Origin of the sequence: Aeromonas sp. R7-5 (assembly GCF_040908015.1) — a bacterium.
Taxonomy (GTDB): Bacteria; Pseudomonadota; Gammaproteobacteria; order Enterobacterales; family Aeromonadaceae; genus Aeromonas; species Aeromonas caviae.
Genome location: NZ_JBFOCZ010000032.1, coordinates 38,196 through 58,364, shown reverse-complemented (window position 1 = coordinate 58,364; position 20,169 = coordinate 38,196). Strand labels below are relative to the sequence as shown.

The following is a 20,169-nucleotide window of genomic DNA, read 5'->3' as shown; positions in this document are numbered from 1 at the left end:
AAACAGGGGCCACAAGGGCCCCTGCTAACCAATTACATCAGCTTGGTTAATAAGGGCTTTTCAGTCCTTATCAATTACTCAGCTTCAACGAAGCCATCTTGTTCGGCTTGAACAACGATGTCCTGCTCACGGGCTTCCAGAACGGTGTCAGCAGCAGCGTTCAGGTACAGCTGTACGGCACGGATAGCGTCGTCGTTACCCGGGATGACATAGTCAACGCCGTCCGGGTTGGAGTTGGTATCAACGATGGAAACTACCGGGATACCCAGGTTGTTGGCTTCTTTGATAGCGATGTGCTCGTGGTCGGCATCGACAACGAACAGAACGTCAGGCAGGCCGCCCATGTTCTTGATACCACCCAGGCTCTTCTCCAGCTTTTCCATTTCGCGAGTACGCATCAGCGCCTCTTTCTTGGTCAGCTTGTCGAAGGTACCGTCTTCGCTCTGGGTTTCCAGATCTTTCAGGCGCTTGATGGACTGACGAACGGTTTTCCAGTTGGTCAGCATGCCGCCCAGCCAGCGGTGGTTAACATAGAACTGGTCGCAACGCTCAGCGGCTTCTTTGACGGCTTCAGACGCGGCACGCTTGGTACCTACGAACAGTACCTTGCCTTTCTTGGCAGCTACGGAGCTGATGAAGTTCATGGCATCGTCAAACATCGGAACGGTTTTTTCCAGGTTGATGATGTGAACTTTGCTGCGGGCGCCGAAGATGTAGGACTTCATTTTCGGGTTCCAGTAACGAGTCTGGTGACCGAAGTGAACGCCGGCTTGCAGCATGTCGCGCATAGAAACTTTAGCCATTTTATACCTCTGTATTGGGGTTAGGCCTCCACACATCCCATATAACCGACCCGTTAAGGCACCCCGGCATATGTGTCGATGTGTGTGTGTTGTTGAGTAAGGGTGATGGTATGAGGACACGAGTTCCCCATTCCGGCGCGCTTTATACCATAACTTTGGTCATGACACCACCAGCCCGGGTGCTAAAAATGGATCCCGGACCATGGTGCGACCGCCTGATGACGTTGCGATGACGATCACACTGGAAGTAAACGGGGGTTGGGGATAAAATTTCGCCCTGATTGCAAACGCATCTATTTTTCATTACCTGGTTGTTGGGCATCGGCAGGATGCGCAATCAGGCCCCAAGAGAGATCCCATGTCCATTAAAATCAAGACACCGGAAGAGATTGAAAAAATGCGTGTCGCCGGCCAGCTGGCCGCCGACGTGCTGGTCATGATCGCCCCCCACGTCAAGGCGGGCGTCACCACAGACGAACTGAATACCCTCTGCCACGATTACATCGTCGACGTGCAGCAGGCCATCCCCGCGCCGCTCAATTACCACGGCTTCCCCAAGTCCATCTGTACTTCGGTGAACGATGTCATCTGCCATGGCATCCCGAACCACAAGAAACTGCGGGAAGGGGACATCATCAATCTGGATATCACCGTCATCAAGGATGGTTATCACGGCGATACCTCCGCCATGTTCATCGTGGGCCAGACCACCCCCCTGCGTCGCCAGCTCTGCAAGGTGGCCCAAGATAGCCTCTATGCCGCCATCAAGCGGGTGCGCCCGGGCATGTGCATCACCGAGATCGGCGCCGTCATCCAGCCCATCGTCGAGCAGGCCGGCTTCTCCGTGGTACGCGACTACTGCGGCCATGGCATCGGTGCCGAGTTCCACGAAGAGCCGCAGATCCTCCACTACCGCAACGGCGGCAAGCTGGAGCTGAAAGCGGGCATGTGCTTCACCATCGAGCCCATGGTCAACAGCAAGAAGTACCACTGCAAGGTCAATCCGAAGGATGGCTGGACCGTGACCACCAAGGACGGCGGCGACTCCGCCCAGTGGGAGCACACCCTGCTGGTGACCGAGGATGGCTGCGAGGTCCTGACCCTGCGTCCCGACGACACTATCGAGCGTTTTATCCGCCACGTTTGACATTCAACCCCGGCCGCGCGCCGGGGTTGCTCTTTACCCGGCCCGACCGAGAGTGTGACATGCCATGGATGCCAGCCTGCTTTCTCCCCATCTGCTCCCAGACGATCAGCTCACCCGTGACAACTGCAAGGAGTACCTGAGCCGCTTTCTCGCCTGGCTGCACGAGCGCTTCGACGCCGGTGACAACATCATCGAACTGGTCGCCACCCGCTCCGAATACATGGACGCGCTGCTAACCAGGCTCTGGCACAAGTTCGGCTTCGACAGGACCGAGCTCACCCTGATCGCGGTAGGCGGCTATGGCCGCGGCGAACTCCATCCCCACTCCGATATCGACCTGCTGATCCTCTACGAAGGAGATGAACTGGACGAGGTGCTGGGGCTTCGCATCGGCGAGTTCATCACCCTCTTGTGGGATCTCAAGCTGGAAGTGGGGCAGTCGGTGCGCAACGTGGCCGAGTGCATCGAGCAGGGTCGCAACGACATCACGGTTGCCACCAACCTCATCGAGGCCCGTTACATCACGGGTCGCCTGGCGGGATTCGAGCAGTTGCAGGCGGCCACCCAGCCCCAGCACTTCTGGCCGAGCGAAGCCTTCTTTCGTGCCAAACGCGAAGAGCAGGCCCTGCGCCACCAGCAGTTTCTCGGCACCGCCTACAAGCTGGAGCCGGATCTCAAGAACAATCCCGGGGGCCTTCGCGACATCCAGACCCTGGCCTGGGTCGCCCGCCGCCACTTCGGCGCCACCACCCTGTTCGAGATGACCAGCCACGGTTTTCTCAACCGGGCCGAGTACCGGGAGCTGCTCGACTGTCAGAACTTCCTGTGGAAGGTGCGCTTCGCCCTGCACATGGCCATCAACAAGGGGGACAACCGCCTCTTGTTCGACCGCCAGCGTACCGTGGCCCAGATGCTGGGGTTCGAGGGCGAGGGCAACGGCCCGGTCGAGCAGATGATGAAGCGCTTCTACCAGACGGTGCGGCGGGTGGCCGAGCTCAACGAGATGCTGCTGCAACTCTTTGACGAGGCCATTCTCGGCAACACCGCCATGGACGTGCGCCGCATCAGCGACGAATTCCAGCTGCGCGGCCGCCTCATCGATGCGGTGGACTCCGAGCTGTTCGGCCGGGATCCTGCCGCCATCCTGCGACTCTTCTACCAGATAGCCCAGCACCCGGAGATCGCCGGCATCCACTCCGCCACCTTGCGCCAGTTGCGCGAGGCCAGACGCACCCTCAACTGCTGGCTGCAAGATCTACCCGAGTGCCGCCGTCTCTTCATGGCGCTCCTGCGCCACCCCAACGGCATCGGCCAGCCGCTCACCCTGATGCACAAGTACGGGATCCTCGCGGCCTACCTGCCCCAGTGGAACCTCATCGTCGGCCAGATGCAGTTCGACATGTTCCACGCCTACACGGTGGACGAGCACACCCATCGGCTGCTGCAGAACATCCATCGCTTCCCGAATCCAGCCAGCCGCCAGACTCACCCGCTCTGCCACGAGGTGTTCACCCAGTTGCGCAAGCCCGAGCTGCTCAGCATCGCCGCCCTCTTCCACGACATCGCCAAGGGCAGGCGTGGCGATCATTCCGAACTCGGGGCCGTGGATGCGCTGGAGTTCTGCCAGTTGCACGGGCTGGATCGCTATGAGAGCCGACTGGTCGCCTGGCTGGTGCGCCACCATCTGCTGATGTCGGTCACCGCCCAGCGCCGCGACATCTACGACCCGGACGTGGTCACCGACTTCGCCCAGAAGGTGCGGGATGAATTGCACCTCGACCTGCTCTATTGCCTGACCGTGGCCGACATCTGTGCCACCAACGACAGTCTGTGGAACGACTGGAAGGGTACCCTGCTGCGCGAACTCTACTTCGCCACCCAGAAGGCCCTGCGCCAGGGGTTGGAAAACCCGCCGGACATGCGCCTCAAGATCCGTGAAAACCAGCGCCAGGCCAGGCAGATCCTGACCCAGCGCGAGGTGCCACAGGAGGCGGTCACCGCCCTCTGGAACGACTTCAAGGCCGATTACTTCCTGCGCCACAGCCCGGAGCAGATCGCCTGGCACTGCCGCAAGATCATCGCCCACGGTGACAACCCGGCCCCCCTGGTGCTCATCGGCAAGCATCCCATACGGGGCGGTAGCGAGGTGTTCATCTATTGTCGCGATACCCCCAACCTCTTTGCCACTGTGGCCTCGGCGCTGGATCAGAAGAACCTCAGCATCCACGACGCCCAGATCATGAATTCGCGCAACGACTACGTGCTCGACACCTTCATCGTGCTGGAGCCAAACGGCGAGCCAATCAGCCCCAATCGTACCGCCACCATCAAGAAGGCGCTGGAGAAAGCCCTTCAGGAGCCGGGCAAACTGGTACTGCGCAGCAAACCCCTGTCCAGACGCCACCGCCAGTTCAGCGTGCCGACCAGGGTGGTCTTCCTGCCCCACAAGGGGGAAAACCGCCACACCCTGCTGGAGCTGACGGCCCTGGATACTCCGGGCCTGCTGGCCCGTATCGGTGCCGTGTTCCAGCAGTGCGGCCTCTCCCTCCATGCCGCCAAGATCACCACCATCGGTGAGCGGGTGGAGGACTTCTTCAGCCTCACCACCCTGGCCGGAGAGCCGCTGAACCCGGAGGAGCAGCAGGCCCTCGAGGAGAAGCTGGTCAATCAGCTCAACCCCCAGGAACCGGTTGGCGAGAGTGCCTGACACGCTCGGATGAATCCTCGAAAGAGGCTTTTTGACGTATTGATTCCTCAATCAGAACAAATGGTTGGACCACTCAAGTACAATAAATCGCCCTGATTCTGAAGAAATCGGCGAGAGCCCTTAAAAACGATTGGAAAAGTGTGATACAACAAACAGAATTTTATAAAGGAAACCTGTCATGACCCAGTTGCAACAGACCATCGAAGCGGCCTTCGAGCGCCGTGACTCCATCACCCCCGGCTCCGTCGATGCCGCCACCAAGGCCGCCATTCTGGAAGCCATCGACCTGCTGGACTCCGGCAAAGCACGGGTTGCCGAGAAGATTGCCGGCGAGTGGGTCGTCCACCAGTGGCTGAAGAAGGCCGTGCTGCTCTCCTTCCGCATCAACGACAACGGCATCATCAAGGGCGACGATGCCCAGTACTACGACAAGGTTCCCCTGAAGTTCTCCAACTACACCGAAGAGCAGTTCAAGGCTGCCGGTGTACGCGTCGTGCCGCCCGCGACCGCGCGCAAAGGCTCCTTCATCGCCCCGAACACAGTGCTGATGCCCTCCTACGTCAACATCGGCGCCTTCGTCGATGAAGGCACCATGGTCGACACCTGGGCCACCGTGGGCTCCTGCGCCCAGATCGGCAAGAACGTGCACCTCTCCGGCGGCGTCGGCATCGGCGGCGTACTGGAGCCACTGCAGGCCAACCCGACCATCATCGAAGACAACTGCTTCATCGGTGCCCGTTCCGAAGTGGTGGAAGGGGTGATCGTCGAGGAAGGCTCCGTCATCTCCATGGGGGTCTTCATCGGCCAGTCCACCCGCATCTATGACCGCGAAACCGGCGAAATCCACTACGGCCGCGTCCCGGCCGGCTCCGTGGTCGTTTCCGGCTCCCTGCCCTCCAAGTGCGGCAAGTACAGCCTCTACGCCGCCGTCATCGTCAAGAAGGTGGATGCCAAGACCCGCGCCAAGGTCGGCATCAACGCCCTGCTGCGCTCCATCGACGAGTAATCCACGCCGATGTCATCAAGGGCACCTCTGGTGCCCTTTTTCATGCCCGCTCTCATGGGTGGACGCCAACCCTCCTGCCCCACCAGCACTGCACACCCCCATGAGACGATACCGCTTATGGCAGTGCTGACAAGGCGTTCACCCCTCCCCCTTGGCTCGCTGATTAAAAAAGACCTTTTTGACACCAATTTGAATTTGGCGCGCCTGTCACAGGCAAGGCGTCCGGACTCGGGTAAGATAGAGGGGTCAGGATCGTTTCAAACCAAGGAAGCCCGATGTACGAGAATCTCAAGAGCCTGGGGATCCAGGAACCCACCTCGGTGGACAGCTACACCCTGCGCCAGGAAGCCAACCACGACATCCTCAAGATCTATTTCAAGAAGCAGAAGGGTGAATTCTTCGCCAAGAGCGTCAAATTCAAATACCCCCGCCAGCGCAAGACCATGCTGGTCGACTCGGGGACCCATGAGTACAAAGATGTCACCGAGATCAACGCCAACCTCAAATACGTGGTGGATGAGCTGGACAATCTGACCCAGGGCGGCCAGCCTTCCGCCGATCCGGACATCAAGCAGAAAATACTGCGCGACTTGCGTCATCTGGAAAAAGTGGTGCAGAACAAGATCAGCGAGATAGAACGGGATCTCGAAAAGCTTTAAGCCGGTCTGATGCAGCAAAGGCGCCCAGGGGCGCCTTTTTCATTGGGTCACACCATGCTGGCGCCGTCAGGAAAACCCCCGCACATGTCCCGCCACCAAACGCAACCCAGCAAAAAGGGAGGCTTGCGCCTCCCTTTTCGGAACTCGGATATCGGAGCGACAATCAGTTGCTCTTCATCCAGATGTCCATTTCAGTTTTCAGGTTGTCGGACTTGGTGCCGAAGATGGCTTGTACACCGGAACCCGCCACCACCACACCGGCGGCGCCCAGCTTCTTCAGACCAGCCTGGTCAACCTTGGCCACATCCTTCACACCGACACGCAGACGGGTGATGCAGGCGTCCAGAGAGGCGATGTTCTCTTTGCCACCGAAGGCGGAGACCAGTGCAGCAGACATCTCGTCCTTGCTTTGACCGGCAGAGGACTCTTGAGCGGCTTCGTCTTCACGACCCGGAGTTTTCAGGTTCATGGCACGGATGACCACGGTGAAGACCACGTAGTAGATGACCGCGTAGACCAGACCCAGACCCACCAGCAGCAGCATGTTGTCGGCACGCGGGGATTGCACCACGAAGTCGATGAAGCCGTTGGAGAAGGTGTGACCGTGAACGACACCCAGCATGTTGGTCAGCACGTATGCCAGACCGGCCAGCAGGGCGTGGATGGCGTACAGAACCGGGGCCACGAACAGGAAGGAGAATTCGATAGGCTCGGTGATACCGGTCAGGAAGGAGGTCAGGGCAGCAGAAGCCATGATACCTACGATCTTGGCGCGGTTTTCCGGCTTGGCGGAGTGCGCAATGGCAAACGCGGCAGCAGGCAGACCGAACATCTTGAACAGGTAGCCACCCGCCAGCTGACCGAAGCCGTTGCCGGCAGCACGGGAAGCGTCATCAGCAGTCAGGAAGCAGGTCATGATGCCGTGTACGGTTTCACCGGCGGCGTTGACGCAGGTACCAGCCTGATAGAAGAACGGCACGTTCCAGATGTGGTGCAGACCGAACGGGATCAGGGAGCGCTCAACCACGCCGTAGATGCCGAAGGCCAGGACCGGGTTCTGGTTGGCAGCCCAGTCGGAGAAGGCACCGATGGCACCACCGATCGGCGGCCAGATGAAGGAGAGCACGACACCCAGACCGATGGAAACAAAACCGGTGATGATGGGCACGGCGCGCTTGCCAGCGAAGAAGCCGAGGTACTCTGGCAGCTGGATCTTGTAGAAGCGGTTGAACGCCCAGGCAGCCACGCCACCGGCGAGGATACCACCCAGCACACCGGTATCGATCTTCTCGACACCCATCACAGGCGCCATCACAGTCAGGGTGGCGGTCATGATGCCGTAGCCGACGATGGCGGACAGGCCGGAAACACCGTCGTTATTGGTGAAGCCAAGGGCGACGCCCACGGCGAACAGCAGAGCCATCTGGCCGAATACGGAACCACCGGCCTGCTCCATCAGTTGGGAGACGATTTCCGGCAACCAGCTGAAGTGGGCAGCACCCACCCCCAGCAGAATACCTGCAACGGGCAAGACCGATACGGGCAGCATCAGCGCCTTACCGACCTTTTGCAGATTAGAGAAAGCATTTTTTAACATGTGTGCGCTCCTGAATGGATTTTTTCCGACAACGACTCAGGGCAGTTTATTGATGACGATGTGCTTCATCCGTCACTGCGCCAAGTGCGTTTTCCGGGTTGCTTATTTTGACCAGCAGAATATAACCCAGCGGGGGTGGAAATGCCTCTGTCGGAAACAAGGGAATAATAAATTTGGAGGAGAGATCACAAGATAATAAATAAGCAGAGAGGGGACTGTCTTGAATATTATTTCGTATTGTTATAGCTTCGCCGCAAAAAGAAATAAACCACTTCAAAATAAATCACAAAGAAACCAAATAATACCCAACGATACTCACTGTAACTGAATGTAACTTATTGCGGATTTATATTATCCAGTCTACCGATTAAAAAGGCCTCCAACAAGGGAGGCCTCCAATAAATATCGATTTTAATAAACCGAGATATTTAGTTCTTCTGTGAACGTTTCACTGCATCAATAAAGACCGATTTCGCCTTGGTTGAACCGGCACGCTCGGCTTCATTCACGAGTTGCATCGCCTTGTCGATGTCACCGGCCTTCACCGCTTTCTCGATCTGGGCGTTGTAGAAGCTCTCGGTCTCGCTCAGCATGGCGGGAGCCGGTTTGCTCGGCGCTGCGGCAACGGCAGCCGTGGTGGCCGCCGTCGCAGCCACGGCAGTGGTAGCAGGCTTGGCCTGGCTCATCGCCACCTTGTCGGCGTATTCAGGCTTGAACACGGCTTCCAGGCCTTGTCCCTTGGCCATGTCCGTGACCTTTATCTGTACCAGACCCCAGGGCGAATGGGGGATCACGGGGTCCTTGATATCCGGCTCGACCGTGCCGTTGGCACGGGCAAAGGCCTTCGCGGGGTGCAAGATGGTGGTGCTGCCCGCCGTCTCGTTGGCCGGCGCATAGACCACCATATAGGTTTCAGTGGCGGGATTGCCCGGCATGCTGCGGTCCACAAACACGCGCCCCTCAATCCTGTCGTTGTCGAGCAGGTGGGCTGGTTGATAGGCAAAGACCGACTCACCCAGCACGCGAGTCACCTTGAACTGGGCATCCAGCATGATCACCTTGGGAACCAGGACCGTCTTGCTGACCTGGGAGGCCAGGGTGATGGCCAGATTGCCGGTATTGGCCGGCAGACGATAGGCGGCAAAATAGCTCATGCCCTCGTCAAACTGATAACTGGGCTGCTTGCCGTCGATGGCCAGCAGCGTCTCGCCTTCCGGCAGGGAGACATAATTGAATTCGTTGAACCCTGTGCAACAACTGGTTGCCTGGGAGAGCGCCTGCTTGGCCTGATCGGCATTACTCAGAATGGAGGCGTGCTCCTGCACGGGCACCACCATGCTACCGGAACAACCGGCCAGCAGCGCGGTAACCATGGCCGCGATAGACATCTTTACCAGTTTCATTCTTCTTATCTCCATAACCCGGTTGCCACATCATGCGAAACAAAACTGCCCCCATAAGGGGGCAGTGACTAACTTAACTGAAGATATTGCTTACCACCAGGCTTCTGCTTGTACGCCAACCTGATAGGTGTCTTTGGAGGTGTTGCCTTCAAACACTTCCTTGTCTTCATCATTCGCCAGATAGGAAGCGAATACACGGATTTCCGGACGGGCCCAGAAGCTGGAGCCGGCAGACCAGGCCTGAGCCAGGGTCAGCTTGTAGCCAGCATCCTTGTCATCGGCAGCGCCATTGTTATAGCTGGTCTTGTCCTTGAAGTAACCGCCTTCGAAGATGGTCTTGTTGAAGTCATCCCACTTGTACATCGGGCGAACTACGACAGACATGGTTTCGGTCTTGTCGTTGGTATCCCACATCTCGTTGCCTACCCCGTAGACCAGCTGGTGACCCATCTCCCAGGAGTTGCCCATCGGGATGACGCCCCAGTTGATGATACGGTAGCCATCGGCACCGGCTTTGGCTTCGGCACCGTACCAGGAGCCATCACCGTAGTAGGCCATGGTCTTGGAGTAGCCTTCGGTACCGTACTGCAGTACGGTCTTGTTGAAGCCACCGAAGATGCCTTGGGTCAGTTCGGCGGTCAGCATGACGCCGTTCTTCATGTTGTCGTTCTTCAGATCTTTCTGGGCGTCGGTCTCATTGACCAGGGCATACATGGCGCCCACTTCCAGAGAACCGTCCTGCCACAGCGGGATGCCGGCATAACGCACGTCCAGGGTGTTGACGTTCAGATCTTCGTTTTTCACATAGTTCGGAGCCGTGCTGGTTCCGGTATTGGTGTACTGACCAAATACATCCGCCGCGCTACGGTCGTTGCGGACCCAGGCCAGGGAGAGTTTGCCAGGACCAGCCTGGATGCCTTCGATACCGGCGCCGGCACCGGAGATGTTCCAGTAGTAGAAGTCAGAGATATGGATGTCGTGACGTTGGTAGAAACGCTTACCGGCCCACAGGGTGGCTTCCGGCGCGAAGCCCAGCAGCCCCTTGGCTTGCACGTTGAACTGACGCAGGGCGAAGTCGGAGTCGCCGTTGCACTGCTTGGCATCGAAGTTACAGACGGTGCCGGTACCTTCCCAGTCGTTGGAGCCGTTGGAGGTCATGGCGAACATGGAGTCTACGTAGAAAGTCTTGCCATCTTTGTTGAAGACTTCCTGACCCAGCTGGACTTCGCCGTAGGTATCATTTTCGTTACCCAGACGACCAACCTTGTTGACGTTGTATTTGACCATGTCCCCGTCACCGGAAACACCGACACCGGAACGGAAGTAGCCGTGGAAATCAACGGCGAAGGCGGCTTGGGAAGCCAGGGCTGCGGTTACTGCTGCAGCGATCGGGAGCCACTTTGCTTTCATTTTCATTTTCCTTATTCCCGCTGAGAGGAGTGTGATCCTGATATTCAAGTTCTTATCACCGGAAAAACGTTTTGGTGATAACCGGGGTCGATTATATGTACCCAAATTCCCTGCAAACATGAGCTGATTCACAAAACGATGACAAATCACACGCCATCGACAACCACAGCAACAAAAAGTCAATAAATTTGCATTTGATGGCACCAATCACCCATTAAAAGCACAAAAAATAAAAACAATAACCAAAGAAAGCGCTTTCAAATATTAATTCGCGACGAGAGTTAAGTGATAAATCCGTATCGCAGTAGCAAAAACATGACTGAAATCGCTTTCAATGCGGAACTTTTAATTTTTCAATTTGTCGTGGGTGATGATGAATATGGCCAACCGGTTATCATCATTGGCGAGAAAAATAACCGGACGAAAGAGAGGATATATTTGGGGGCTGAGGCGTGACGCCCCAAAAATAAAACACCCCCGTCAGCACACTCACGGAGGTGAATTTATTCTCGGGGAGAAGGGTCTGGCTACAGTCTATTTTCCCAGGTTTTCAACCAGGCCAGCGCTGCCACTTCAGGCTCATCTTCTACCGTCGCATCGATTTCCAGGTGCACAACCAGTGGCTCGGCAGCCAGCTCCTGCAACAGGGCATCCAGCGTTCGCCCCGCTCCGCAGAAGTGTTCATAGCTGCTGTCTCCCATGGCGATGAGGGCATAGCGCCATCCCTTCATATAAGGAGCACGATCGGCCAGGGCACTGGCAAAGGGCTGCAAATTGGGCGGTATATCCCCCTGCCCCGTGGTGGCGGTCACGATGAGCAGAAAGCGGGAGGCATCGATGTCGGTCAGCGCCGCGTCATCGAAGATCTGGCAGACATGGCCATTGGCTTGCAGGTGGTCACAGAGGGTCTCGGCCACCAGCATGGCAGAGCCGTAGACGGTGCCGACCAGGATGTCGATCTCGGCCATCAGCGACTCCTCAGGGACAGATATTGGACCCGGCAAGACCGGGATGGGTAGGAAGAGCCCCCCTGAACAGGCGGGGGGCACGCGATTGCGCAGGCGATATCTCGTTGAGCCATAAGTCATTCCTCTGACGTACCTGGGCTACAGCATGCCACAGCCCGGTCAGAGGCAACAGATGGAAAGAGGCTCAGGCGCCGTAGTCTTGCTCGCTGGCAGGCCAGCCCAGACGGGCGAACAGACCCAGCACCTCGGGGCCCAGGGGCGCCTGGATCCGCATCGGCACCTTGAGCACCGGATGCTCGAAGCTCAGACGGTGCGCGATCAGCAGCAGGCGGTCGCACCCGTAATGCTCGCGAAAGAAGCGGTTGTGCCGGCCATCCCCGTGGGTGGTATCACCAACGATGGGGTGGAACAGGTGATCCAGATGGCGGCGCAGCTGGTGCTTGCGCCCCGTCTTGGGAAAGAGGCGGACCAGGCTGTAGCGACTGGTGGGATGCTTCTTGGAGACGGCGAAGGGCAACTCGACCTGATGCAGACGACGAAACGCGGTCACCGCCTCCTGGGCGGGGCGATCCGGGTCGCTGAAGGCATCGGCAATCTTGTCCAGCTGCTCCTTGAGCGGATAGTCGATGAGCCCCTCTTCGGGGGCCCATCCCCGCACCAGTGCCAGGTACTCCTTGTGGACCTGACGGGCAGCAAAGGCCTCGGTCAGGGTACGGGCCACGGCAGGATCGAGAGCAAACAACAGCACACCCGAAGTGGGCCTGTCCAGTCGGTGCACGGGGTAGACATGACGACCCCCGATCAGATCCCGGGTCATCTGCATGGCGAAACGGGTCTCGGCCTTGTCGAGCCAACTGCGGTGCACCAGGAGACCGGACGGTTTGTTCACCGCCACCAGCCAGTCATCCTGATAGAGCAGAGTCGGCTGCAAGGCATCCGCTGTCCGGGTCTGCTCGTCCATCATTGTTCGACCACTTTGCCGGAGAGCAGCAGATCGAAACGGGCGATCAGACGAAGCAGGGCCTCGGCCTCCGCCAGCTCCTCTTTATAGACCTCACTCGCCATGGGATAGAGGGAGACGCTGGTCGGCAGCGGAGCCTGCAGCACCACTAGCTGCTCCATGCGCGGGATCAGCACGAACTGCAGCCATTGATCGAAACTCAGGGTATCGACACAGAACGGCAGCTCGCTTGCCAGCGCCTCGCTCCCCGGATGGTCGGCTTGCCAGCGTTCCAGACGTTGCAACTCGGCAGTCAGCTCTCCCAGCAGACCGGCAACCAGCAGATATTGATTCATCTCGCTCACTTCCTCATCGCGGGCCCGGTCTGCGACGGGGCCCCACTCAATACGGCCATCAAAAAGGGGCGCTACTATACACCGACCCCGCAATGGCTGCCATGTTGCCGTCACCTTCATACCCTGCATCACCGCCTCTGGCTATCTGGTGCAGCCCCCTTATAATCGCCCGCATTATCTTCAAGCGGGATCTCTTCATGTCTTCCATCAACACCCTGACCGAGTTTCTGACCCAGGCCGATACCCAGTTCCAGCTGTTCGATCTGGGCCGCCAGGTGCGCCCGCTCCCCAGCGACCTCTTCGTGCGCATCGAGCAGCAGCAGGAGCCCTATCCCTGGCCGTTGCAGCAGCACGCCTGGCTCGGCGTGCACTTCTTCCAGTCCACCGAATCCAGGCACTACCTCTGGTTCCTCAAGTTCGCCCTCGATGAGCGCGGCCTCCTCATTTCCAGCGGCCCCAAGCATTTCATGGATCAGGTGGTAGAGACTCTGGGCTACAAGCTCACCGGTGAACTGGACGAAGAGAAGGCCCAGCGTCTGGCGGACAACCCCTATACCTTCCGTCCGGCCGAGGCCAAGATGGCCAGTGTGCACGCCAAGCTGGCCCGCCAGCTGGAACAAGCCCCTTCCGCTTACTACGAGGCCCTCTGCCACTATCTGGCGGCGCCGGGGGAAGAGGGGTGGCAGGCCCTGGGACTGCAAGGGTTTGCAGATCTCGCGGAGCGGCTGCAGGTTGAACGCAACCTGGCACTGGTCTGCAAGGCCTTGCCCGTGCTGCCGCAGGCCCCCCTCTACGCCCTGTGCCAGAGCCTGGAGAACGCCCCCCTGCCTCCTGCCCTGCAAGGTGCATTGCTGGAGCGCATCGGCAAGGAGCAGGAGTGCGCCGAGCCTGACCCCGAAACCCTGGCCTATCTGTGCCGGGCACTGGCCTCCTGCCCGGGCAACGGGCTGCGCACCAACAAGCTACTGACCCTGCTGCAAACCCGGCCAAGCCCCTCCCTGCTCCTCGCCATCGCTGGCCGCCTCTGGCCCGATCTGAAACACCCCGAACTGCTCGGCCTGTTTCTGGAGCAGCTCGCCCTGCAACCCACCCAGTTCTTCAACCAGGTATTTGCCGAGCTCGTCACGCTACCGGCCCTGCGCAATGATATGCTGGCAAAACTGCGTGACCCCGAACGCAGCGAGGCCCTGGGTCTGGCCATCGGTCGCCTGTTCGCTTCCACCTAGGCCCGACACAACGGCCCTGTTGCCTGAGGTGAACAGGGCCCCACACACATCACAGAAGGAACCCGCTGATGGGAGAAATGCTTGGGATCTTGCTGCTCGGCCTCGTTGGCTGGGCCTTCTGGCAACAGCGCCGCCAGGCGGAGCTGGCCTGGCAATACATGCGCCGCTACTGCCAGCACCACGACCTGCAACTGCTGTCGCTGGCGCGGACACACCGCGCCCTGGGGCACAAGCCCCTGCGCCTGCTCACCTACTACCAGTTCGAGTTCTCCAGCGACGGAGAGAGCCATTATCAGGGACAGCTCTGCATGCAGGGGCTGCATGTCGCCGGTGTCGAGCTGCCACCCCATCGTCTCCCCTCCTAGATTTGAGAGCACGGGGGCTGGCTATACTCTTCCACAGCCCCCTTCCAAGGAGTACCGACATGGAATTGCTCACCCATGACATGGCCGCCCTGTTTGCCCAGCTGGGGCTGGCCAGTGACGACATCAGCCAGCAGCGTTTTATCCGCGACCATCCCATCGATCGCCATACCCAGTTGCCCGACGCGCCGTTCTGGACTCCTTCCCAGGCAGGCTTTCTGCGCGATGCCCTCAGCCACGACGCCGACTGGGCGGAAGCCATCGACCAGCTGGATGTGATGCTGCGCCAGGGGACCTGATCACCCCACTCCCGGCGGCCAGCGTTGGGTAGACGCGGAGCCGCCAATCCCCTCCCTCCATCACCCAGGCGCCCCTCCCTCTCGCCACCCACGCCCTTCGCTCCGCTTTCCTGATGGACAGGCTTTGATTAAGCTCTGTGCCACTATCCACCCGCAGCAAGACAGCCGTGCAGGAGCCAAGATGTCAGCCCAAGAGATCATCCAGATAGCCAACGAACTCAGTGCCAGGGGGATCACCCCCTCTACCGCCATGGTCAAGGCCCGCCTCAGCCATCCCGTGCCCATGGCCGAGCTGCTCAAGGTGTTGAGCCAGTGGAAGCAACAACCCCAGCCCGCGTCGACAGCGCCCGCGCCCGCCCCCGCCAGTGCCCCCGAGGCATCCCCCTTGGCCACGGAAAGCGTCACTCTTCAGCAACTGAGCGAACAGCTCGCCCGGCTGGAGCAGAAGGTCGATCGTCTCACCGACCTGCTGCTCAACCAGAAGCAGGATTGACCCATCGCCATGTATATCCTCGAACTCACCTTTGAGTGCTACCGCGATACCTCCCTCGGGGAGGCAGAGCGGGCCATCGTCCACTACCTCGACATGTTGCGCTATCAGGGGCAGATCCAGGGGCGGGAGTTTCCCACCAGCATGCACGAAGGCTATTTCGTCAGCCGGGTGGTCTGCCCGGAGCAGGACAGCCTGCACCCTGACAACCAGAGCGAGCTGGTCGCCCTTGCCGAGCAAGGTCTGCACCAGGCGGGCCTGCTCGCCCCCAAACTCCACCTGCAAGGGGCGGATCTGCTCTCGGACAGTACGGACCCGTGCGCAGAGCAGGGAGAGCGTCCCAGCTGGATGCTGCTCTACACCAGCTTCCTGCACAGTTGCTCTCCCCTGCGCTGCGGCGATCACTTCGCCCCCATCCCGCTCTATCGGCTGCCCGCCGTCGCGAATGGTGATCACAAGCAGATCATCAAGTGGCAGGAAGATTGGGAGGCCTGCGATCAGTTGCAGATGAACGGCTCCATTGCCGAGCACGCCGCCCTGCACGAAATCGGCGAGGTGGGCAGCCGCCTTCATCGCCGGGGCAGCGATCTCGCCAGACGGCTGGAAGTCCTGAGCGGCATCCCCACCTATTACTATCTCTACCGGGTAGGTGGCCTGAGCGCTACCGAAGAGCGGGCTCGCCCCTGCCCTGGCTGTGGTGGCCCATGGGCGCTGGCCGCCCCCCTGCACGAGATCTTCGACTTCAGGTGCGAGCCTTGCAGGCTGGTGTCCAACCTCTCCTGGGACTTCAAGGAGTAGGAGCCCACCGCGCACAATGGCGCAATAAAAAGAGAGGGCCTTGCCAGGTGGCAAGGCCCTCTCTTTTGGAGCATCACTGGGGCAAGGTTTCCAGTCGCGCCAGAAAGGCCGGCAACGAGGGAGCCAACGTCAGGCGCCGCCCAGAGTCCAGCCACTCCAGCCACACCTGGCCGCTCTCGTTATCGAGGGAGACCAGCGTCATCTCGTTGCGGGTCGTGGCAATGAAGAGTGAGGGGGATCGCTTCAACTTGCGCAGCATCAGCAGGTGGCCGATGAGGTTCTCCTTGAGCAGATCCAGATCGGCGTCGTTCCACGGCAGGATGAGTTCGATGCGCAGCCCCTTGAAAGAGCAGGGCAGAGGGCGGCTGAACCAGTGGCCAAACAGGGCGATGGCGCTGGGATGCAGGGTCAGCTCCAGGGCGTTCGCCATGGCCGTGAAGTCGGCTGCCTGCTCCCGCTGGAATGGACGCCAGGCGACTCGCCCCTCCCTGGGTTCATCCAGCTCGCAAGGAGAGCGCCAATCGGCCTCCCAGTCGCACAGGGGCAGCCCCCGCCTTCCTTCGCCATCGCGCTGCCAGCGTAAAAAGAACTGCTCCAGGGCAGACAGGACTTGATCCGACATCGATATTCCCCACAATAGCGGCCTCTGATGGCCGCAAGTACCTGATCGAAAAATCGGGCCATTGCACCATCAAACCCTTTATCAGACAAGCGTGAGCAAACCAGCATGAGCAAACAAGAGAGATACGCCGGCGCCATTGCGCTGCAAGGCCTGAGCCTGGGGCAACAGTCAGCCTACATCAGCCAGTACACCCCGAGTCTGCTGCAGCCCGTGCCACGCAGCCTGAACCGCGACGATCTTGGCCTGAGAGGTGAACTGCCGTTCCAGGGGAGCGACGTCTGGACCCTGTATGAACTCTCCTGGCTCAATGCCAAAGGCAAGCCCGTGGTTGCCATCGGGGAGGTCTTTGTGCCTGCTACCAGCCCGAATCTCATCGAGTCCAAGTCGTTCAAGCTTTACCTGAACTCCTTCAACCAGACCCGCTGCGACTCCCTGGAGGCGGTGCAGGCGCTGTTGGTTCAGGATCTGAGTGGCTGCGCTGGTGCCCCGGTGAGCGTCACCCTCTTCACCCTCGACCAGGCCCCCCACCAGATAGCCCAGCTGCCCGGTGAGTGCATCGACAACCTGGATATCGAGGTGGACGGCTACGAGTTTGACGAGACCCTGCTGCAAGGGGCCGCCGGTCGCGAGATCGTGGAGGAGACCCTGCACAGCCACCTGCTCAAGTCCAACTGCCTGGTGACCAGCCAGCCGGACTGGGGATCCGTGGTGATCCACTATCGAGGCCCGCGTCTCGACCGGGAGAAGCTGTTGCGCTACCTCATCTCGTTCCGCCAGCACAACGAGTTCCACGAGCAGTGCATCGAGCGCATCTTTACCGATCTCAAGCACTTCTGCGCCCCGGAAAAACTGACCGTCCATGCCCGTTACACCCGCCGCGGCGGCCTGGACATCAACCCCTTCCGCAGCGACTGGGAGCCGGTTCCGGCGAACCTGCGCCTCATTCGCCAGTAATCACCGGCGCCGCCATCCTGCGGGCTGCGGCCCGCTGCGCATCACCTCAGTAAACTCTGGACGGGCGGGGGTGGGCTTGGATAACATGCCTGCACCTCCGTGCCGTTCTTAATCCAATGAATCAACTGTTTTTTCTGGCAATGATGATGTCCTCCCTGTCGGCTCCTGATCTGGATCTGGCCAAGGAGCAGTTGTCCATCGACCTGCAGCAGGCCCAGACCCTGGTGCTGACCGATCCCGCCAGATGTGCCCAGATTGCCACCTCCTTCCTCGAACGCACGGCCAACAATCCCAAACAAATCATCAGCAACCGTCAGGAGTACGGCTATCGCGAGCCGATGCTGAACTACGGTACCGCCACCCAGACCACGGGCGCCTATCTGCTCAAGGGGGAGTGTCTACAGCAGCTAGGGCAGTTCGCCCAGGCACAGGAGTCCTTTGAGCAGGGCATCGCCATGGCCGAGAAAGAGCAGCAGTTCGAGCTGCAGGCCCATGGGCTCTATCTGCTGGTTCGAAGCCGCAACCTGCAACAGCATACCCATGGCGCCGCGGCCCCCCTGCTCGACAAACTCGACAAACTGCTGGCCAATCCCGACCTCAAGGAGAGCCAGTTGCAGGTCTACAGCCGCTTGCTGCGCGTCAACGCCAGCATAGAGGAACGGCAATTCGATCTCGCCAAACAGCAGCTGGCCGAGACCCGCAAATGGGCGGATCACGCCAAACAGCCTCTGGCCAGGGCCTGGACCAGCGCCGTGGGCGGGGATCTCTATCAGGCTCTGGGTCAGCCCCAGCTTGCACTGGGGGAGTACATCGAAGCACAACAGCAAGCCAAGCCCCTGCAGGATCCCCTCTTCCTCGGCCTGCTCTCGAACCAGATGGTCAGCCTCTATCAGGAAGAGCAGGAGCCACAAAAAGCGCTGCAATACGCCAGCGAGGCGGCCAACTATTTTCATGCTCTCGGCAATCCTTCCATGCTGAGCGACGCCCTGATCGTGCTCGCCCGCCTCAACCGGGATCAGGGCGAGATGAACATGGCGCTGGTCTATTTCTTCAATGCCCTCGACCTGCTGGACGAGAGCAGCAACCGTACCCGCATCGCCCACCTCAAGTTCGAGATAGGCAAGACCTACCTGCAGACCGGCAATCTCAACCTGGCGCGAAACTACCTGAACGCCGCACGCCAGTCCCATGAGCTGGGGGATGACAAGGAGTCGCTCATCGACACCCTGCTGTTGCTGGGAGAGCTGCACCTCAAGCAGCAGGAGGCGGGCATCGCCATCCTGCAGTTGGAGAACGCTCTCACCCTGGCCAACCGGATTGGGGACATCCGGCGCCAATTCGAGATCTTCCGCTTGCTCTCCGTCGCCTATGAGCAGAAGGGTTACCTCCAGCAGGCCCTGGAGAGCTACAAGAATTACCACCAGCGCAGCGAACTGGTTCGCCAGCAACAGCTGGCGCTGGAGCAGGAGGCGGTGCGCGACAACTACGCCCAGGTGGAGCGTGTGCAACAGGTCAAGGAGCTGGAACAGCAACTCGACGTCAGCCAGCACCAGCAGGAGCGATACCTCTGGACCAGCGTCAGCACCGGGCTGCTGCTGGCACTCTTCATCTATCTGTTCTTCACCCTCTGGCTGAAACTGCGGGTCGCGCGCCTTCATGCCAAACAGCTGGGAGAGGCCCTGCTAGTAGAGCCGCGCAGCGGCCTGGCCAACTGGCAGCGACTGATGAGCCGCTGGCCGCGGGAGATGGCCAAGCGCCAGCAAAAATCCGAGCGCTGGTACCTGAGCGAACGCCCTACCAGCGAATTTGACGACAAGCTGCACTACCTGCTGTTCCGGGTTCCCTTCCTGATCAACAGCCTGGAGCAACACGGCTATCAGGTCAGCCGCGAGATAGAGCAGGCCTTCGGCCGCTACGTCAACGAACTGACCCCGCAAGATGGCCGCATCTACGACCTGCGCGAAGGCCACCTGCTCTATGTGGTGCCCCAGCGCCATGTGGCCCAGTTGCATCAGCTGGCCCAGACCCTGCTCGACACCCTGGCAGCCTTCCCCTGCGAGCACCCGCTGGACAGGCGCATCAGCCTCGGCATCGTCAGTCATCCCTTCCTGCCCAAGGCGGCCATGGCCCTCGATCACCACGGCCTGTTCGATCTCTGCTACCTGGCCCTCTCGGGTGCCATTCAGCTCAGCGAAAAATGCCAGCAGAGCGTCTGGCTTGAGCTGGCCGCCATCGATTGCCAGCAGGCCGCATTTTTTAACGGAGATGTGTGGCAATGCTGCTTGATGGCAATTGACAAGGGACTGGTAAAAGTAAATTCTTCTCATGAAAAGCAATGGGTTAACTGGCTTGCGCTTTCACGGACGAAGGTTGCGGACAATCCGTGACAAAAAGGTACTCAACGGGGTCTTTGATTGGCTTT

The 20,169-nt window shown here is 59.6% G+C and carries 20 protein-coding genes; 12 read left to right on the top strand and 8 right to left on the bottom strand.

Features of this window, described 5'->3' with window-relative positions; all coding sequences use genetic code 11:
• Positions 1-74: 74 nt before the first annotated feature.
• A complete protein-coding gene (gene rpsB / locus AB5Y53_RS13350) occupies positions 75-803 on the bottom strand; it encodes a 30S ribosomal protein S2 (protein WP_010673403.1) in 729 nt (242 codons plus the stop codon).
• 358 nt (positions 804-1,161) lie between these two features.
• On the opposite strand from rpsB, the gene map reads away from it, so the two are divergent.
• The 4 genes from map to AB5Y53_RS13330 all read left to right on the top strand — a co-directional run bounded on the left by map (position 1,162) and on the right by AB5Y53_RS13330 (position 6,322).
• Positions 1,162-1,950 carry a type I methionyl aminopeptidase gene (map, locus tag AB5Y53_RS13345; RefSeq protein WP_010673402.1) on the top strand — a complete coding sequence of 263 codons (789 nt, stop codon included), beginning with the start codon at positions 1,162-1,164 and terminating at the stop codon, positions 1,948-1,950.
• Positions 1,951-2,014: 64 nt separating this feature from the next.
• Complete coding sequence (gene glnD / locus AB5Y53_RS13340; RefSeq protein ID WP_368182267.1) at positions 2,015-4,657, top strand: bifunctional uridylyltransferase/uridylyl-removing protein GlnD; 2,643 nt, start codon at positions 2,015-2,017, stop codon at positions 4,655-4,657.
• Between the two features lie 178 nt (positions 4,658-4,835).
• Positions 4,836-5,663, top strand: coding sequence for a 2,3,4,5-tetrahydropyridine-2,6-dicarboxylate N-succinyltransferase (dapD, locus tag AB5Y53_RS13335; protein WP_010673400.1), 828 nt, complete (start codon positions 4,836-4,838; stop codon positions 5,661-5,663).
• Positions 5,664-5,938: 275 nt separating this feature from the next.
• Complete coding sequence (locus tag AB5Y53_RS13330) at positions 5,939-6,322, top strand: DUF3461 family protein (protein ID WP_039039426.1); 384 nt, start codon at positions 5,939-5,941, stop codon at positions 6,320-6,322.
• Between the two features lie 163 nt (positions 6,323-6,485).
• On the opposite strand, the gene ptsG is transcribed toward AB5Y53_RS13330, so the two are convergent.
• The 3 genes from ptsG to AB5Y53_RS13315 all read right to left on the bottom strand — a co-directional run bounded on the left by ptsG (position 6,486) and on the right by AB5Y53_RS13315 (position 10,732).
• Positions 6,486-7,919, bottom strand: coding sequence for a PTS glucose transporter subunit IIBC (ptsG, locus tag AB5Y53_RS13325; protein WP_010673398.1), 1,434 nt, complete (start codon positions 7,917-7,919; stop codon positions 6,486-6,488).
• 428 nt (positions 7,920-8,347) lie between these two features.
• Complete coding sequence (locus tag AB5Y53_RS13320) at positions 8,348-9,322, bottom strand: MalM family protein (RefSeq protein WP_042015533.1); 975 nt, start codon at positions 9,320-9,322, stop codon at positions 8,348-8,350.
• Between the two features lie 90 nt (positions 9,323-9,412).
• A complete protein-coding gene (locus tag AB5Y53_RS13315; RefSeq protein ID WP_053288142.1) occupies positions 9,413-10,732 on the bottom strand; it encodes a maltoporin in 1,320 nt (439 codons plus the stop codon).
• A 315-nt stretch (positions 10,733-11,047) separates the two neighbouring features.
• Between AB5Y53_RS13315 and AB5Y53_RS13310 the strand changes: the two genes are divergently transcribed.
• Complete coding sequence (locus tag AB5Y53_RS13310) at positions 11,048-11,188, top strand: hypothetical protein (protein WP_010673395.1); 141 nt, start codon at positions 11,048-11,050, stop codon at positions 11,186-11,188.
• A gap of 71 nt (positions 11,189-11,259) precedes the next feature.
• Here the strand turns inward: AB5Y53_RS13310 and AB5Y53_RS13305 are convergent, their stop codons facing one another.
• The 3 genes from AB5Y53_RS13305 to AB5Y53_RS13295 all read right to left on the bottom strand — a co-directional run bounded on the left by AB5Y53_RS13305 (position 11,260) and on the right by AB5Y53_RS13295 (position 12,996).
• Positions 11,260-11,700 carry a flavodoxin gene (locus tag AB5Y53_RS13305; RefSeq protein ID WP_010673394.1) on the bottom strand — a complete coding sequence of 147 codons (441 nt, stop codon included), beginning with the start codon at positions 11,698-11,700 and terminating at the stop codon, positions 11,260-11,262.
• Between the two features lie 184 nt (positions 11,701-11,884).
• Positions 11,885-12,664, bottom strand: a complete 780-nt coding sequence (truC, locus tag AB5Y53_RS13300; RefSeq protein ID WP_010673393.1) for a tRNA pseudouridine(65) synthase TruC — start codon at positions 12,662-12,664, stop codon at positions 11,885-11,887.
• Positions 12,661-12,996: a YqcC family protein gene (locus tag AB5Y53_RS13295; RefSeq protein ID WP_202042134.1), complete on the bottom strand. Its 336-nt coding sequence runs from the start codon at positions 12,994-12,996 to the stop codon at positions 12,661-12,663. The genes truC and AB5Y53_RS13295 overlap by 4 nt, the downstream gene beginning before the upstream one ends.
• A gap of 197 nt (positions 12,997-13,193) precedes the next feature.
• Here AB5Y53_RS13295 and AB5Y53_RS13290 point away from each other — a divergent pair, with 197 nt between their 5' ends.
• The 5 genes from AB5Y53_RS13290 (at position 13,194) to AB5Y53_RS13270 (ending at position 16,171) form a co-directional block, all read left to right on the top strand.
• The gene (locus AB5Y53_RS13290) at positions 13,194-14,222 is read left to right on the top strand and encodes a DUF3549 family protein (protein ID WP_368182264.1); all 1,029 of its coding nucleotides are present in this window, start codon (positions 13,194-13,196) and stop codon (positions 14,220-14,222) included.
• A gap of 68 nt (positions 14,223-14,290) precedes the next feature.
• A complete protein-coding gene (locus AB5Y53_RS13285; RefSeq protein WP_039039421.1) occupies positions 14,291-14,587 on the top strand; it encodes a DUF3301 domain-containing protein in 297 nt (98 codons plus the stop codon).
• Positions 14,588-14,646: 59 nt separating this feature from the next.
• Complete coding sequence (locus AB5Y53_RS13280) at positions 14,647-14,883, top strand: DUF2789 domain-containing protein (protein ID WP_039039420.1); 237 nt, start codon at positions 14,647-14,649, stop codon at positions 14,881-14,883.
• Positions 14,884-15,064: 181 nt separating this feature from the next.
• A complete protein-coding gene (locus AB5Y53_RS13275; RefSeq protein ID WP_368182262.1) occupies positions 15,065-15,376 on the top strand; it encodes a hypothetical protein in 312 nt (103 codons plus the stop codon).
• A 9-nt stretch (positions 15,377-15,385) separates the two neighbouring features.
• Positions 15,386-16,171 carry a Zn-ribbon-containing protein gene (locus AB5Y53_RS13270; RefSeq protein WP_368182261.1) on the top strand — a complete coding sequence of 262 codons (786 nt, stop codon included), beginning with the start codon at positions 15,386-15,388 and terminating at the stop codon, positions 16,169-16,171.
• 73 nt (positions 16,172-16,244) lie between these two features.
• Here the strand turns inward: AB5Y53_RS13270 and syd are convergent, their stop codons facing one another.
• A complete protein-coding gene (gene syd, locus AB5Y53_RS13265) occupies positions 16,245-16,793 on the bottom strand; it encodes a SecY-interacting protein (RefSeq protein ID WP_010673386.1) in 549 nt (182 codons plus the stop codon).
• A 105-nt stretch (positions 16,794-16,898) separates the two neighbouring features.
• Here syd and queF point away from each other — a divergent pair, with 105 nt between their 5' ends.
• Complete coding sequence (gene queF / locus AB5Y53_RS13260) at positions 16,899-17,747, top strand: NADPH-dependent 7-cyano-7-deazaguanine reductase QueF (RefSeq protein ID WP_368182259.1); 849 nt, start codon at positions 16,899-16,901, stop codon at positions 17,745-17,747.
• Between the two features lie 116 nt (positions 17,748-17,863).
• Positions 17,864-20,134 (top strand): hypothetical protein, encoded by a 2,271-nt coding sequence (locus AB5Y53_RS13255; RefSeq protein ID WP_114523178.1) that lies wholly within the window; start codon positions 17,864-17,866, stop codon positions 20,132-20,134.
• The last annotated feature ends 35 nt before the right edge of the window (positions 20,135-20,169 follow it).

What these genes read in the sequence shown, in the direction of transcription:
- map (WP_010673402.1), top strand. Translation starts at nt 1,162, where the DNA reads ATGTCCATTAAAATCAAGACACCGGAAGAGATTGAAAAAATGCGTGTC.
- AB5Y53_RS13275 (WP_368182262.1), top strand. Translation starts at nt 15,065, where the DNA reads ATGTCAGCCCAAGAGATCATCCAGATAGCCAACGAACTCAGTGCCAGG.
- AB5Y53_RS13330 (WP_039039426.1), top strand. Translation starts at nt 5,939, where the DNA reads ATGTACGAGAATCTCAAGAGCCTGGGGATCCAGGAACCCACCTCGGTG.
- queF (WP_368182259.1), top strand. Translation starts at nt 16,899, where the DNA reads ATGAGCAAACAAGAGAGATACGCCGGCGCCATTGCGCTGCAAGGCCTG.
- AB5Y53_RS13270 (WP_368182261.1), top strand. Translation starts at nt 15,386, where the DNA reads ATGTATATCCTCGAACTCACCTTTGAGTGCTACCGCGATACCTCCCTC.
- AB5Y53_RS13320 (WP_042015533.1), bottom strand. Translation starts at nt 9,322, where the DNA reads ATGAAACTGGTAAAGATGTCTATCGCGGCCATGGTTACCGCGCTGCTG.
- rpsB (WP_010673403.1), bottom strand. Translation starts at nt 803, where the DNA reads ATGGCTAAAGTTTCTATGCGCGACATGCTGCAAGCCGGCGTTCACTTC.
- AB5Y53_RS13290 (WP_368182264.1), top strand. Translation starts at nt 13,194, where the DNA reads ATGTCTTCCATCAACACCCTGACCGAGTTTCTGACCCAGGCCGATACC.
- ptsG (WP_010673398.1), bottom strand. Translation starts at nt 7,919, where the DNA reads ATGTTAAAAAATGCTTTCTCTAATCTGCAAAAGGTCGGTAAGGCGCTG.
- AB5Y53_RS13280 (WP_039039420.1), top strand. Translation starts at nt 14,647, where the DNA reads ATGGAATTGCTCACCCATGACATGGCCGCCCTGTTTGCCCAGCTGGGG.
- AB5Y53_RS13295 (WP_202042134.1), bottom strand. Translation starts at nt 12,996, where the DNA reads ATGAATCAATATCTGCTGGTTGCCGGTCTGCTGGGAGAGCTGACTGCC.
- AB5Y53_RS13305 (WP_010673394.1), bottom strand. Translation starts at nt 11,700, where the DNA reads ATGGCCGAGATCGACATCCTGGTCGGCACCGTCTACGGCTCTGCCATG.
- syd (WP_010673386.1), bottom strand. Translation starts at nt 16,793, where the DNA reads ATGTCGGATCAAGTCCTGTCTGCCCTGGAGCAGTTCTTTTTACGCTGG.
- AB5Y53_RS13315 (WP_053288142.1), bottom strand. Translation starts at nt 10,732, where the DNA reads ATGAAAGCAAAGTGGCTCCCGATCGCTGCAGCAGTAACCGCAGCCCTG.
- AB5Y53_RS13255 (WP_114523178.1), top strand. Translation starts at nt 17,864, where the DNA reads ATGAATCAACTGTTTTTTCTGGCAATGATGATGTCCTCCCTGTCGGCT.
- AB5Y53_RS13285 (WP_039039421.1), top strand. Translation starts at nt 14,291, where the DNA reads ATGGGAGAAATGCTTGGGATCTTGCTGCTCGGCCTCGTTGGCTGGGCC.
- AB5Y53_RS13310 (WP_010673395.1), top strand. Translation starts at nt 11,048, where the DNA reads ATGACTGAAATCGCTTTCAATGCGGAACTTTTAATTTTTCAATTTGTC.
- truC (WP_010673393.1), bottom strand. Translation starts at nt 12,664, where the DNA reads ATGATGGACGAGCAGACCCGGACAGCGGATGCCTTGCAGCCGACTCTG.
- glnD (WP_368182267.1), top strand. Translation starts at nt 2,015, where the DNA reads ATGGATGCCAGCCTGCTTTCTCCCCATCTGCTCCCAGACGATCAGCTC.
- dapD (WP_010673400.1), top strand. Translation starts at nt 4,836, where the DNA reads ATGACCCAGTTGCAACAGACCATCGAAGCGGCCTTCGAGCGCCGTGAC.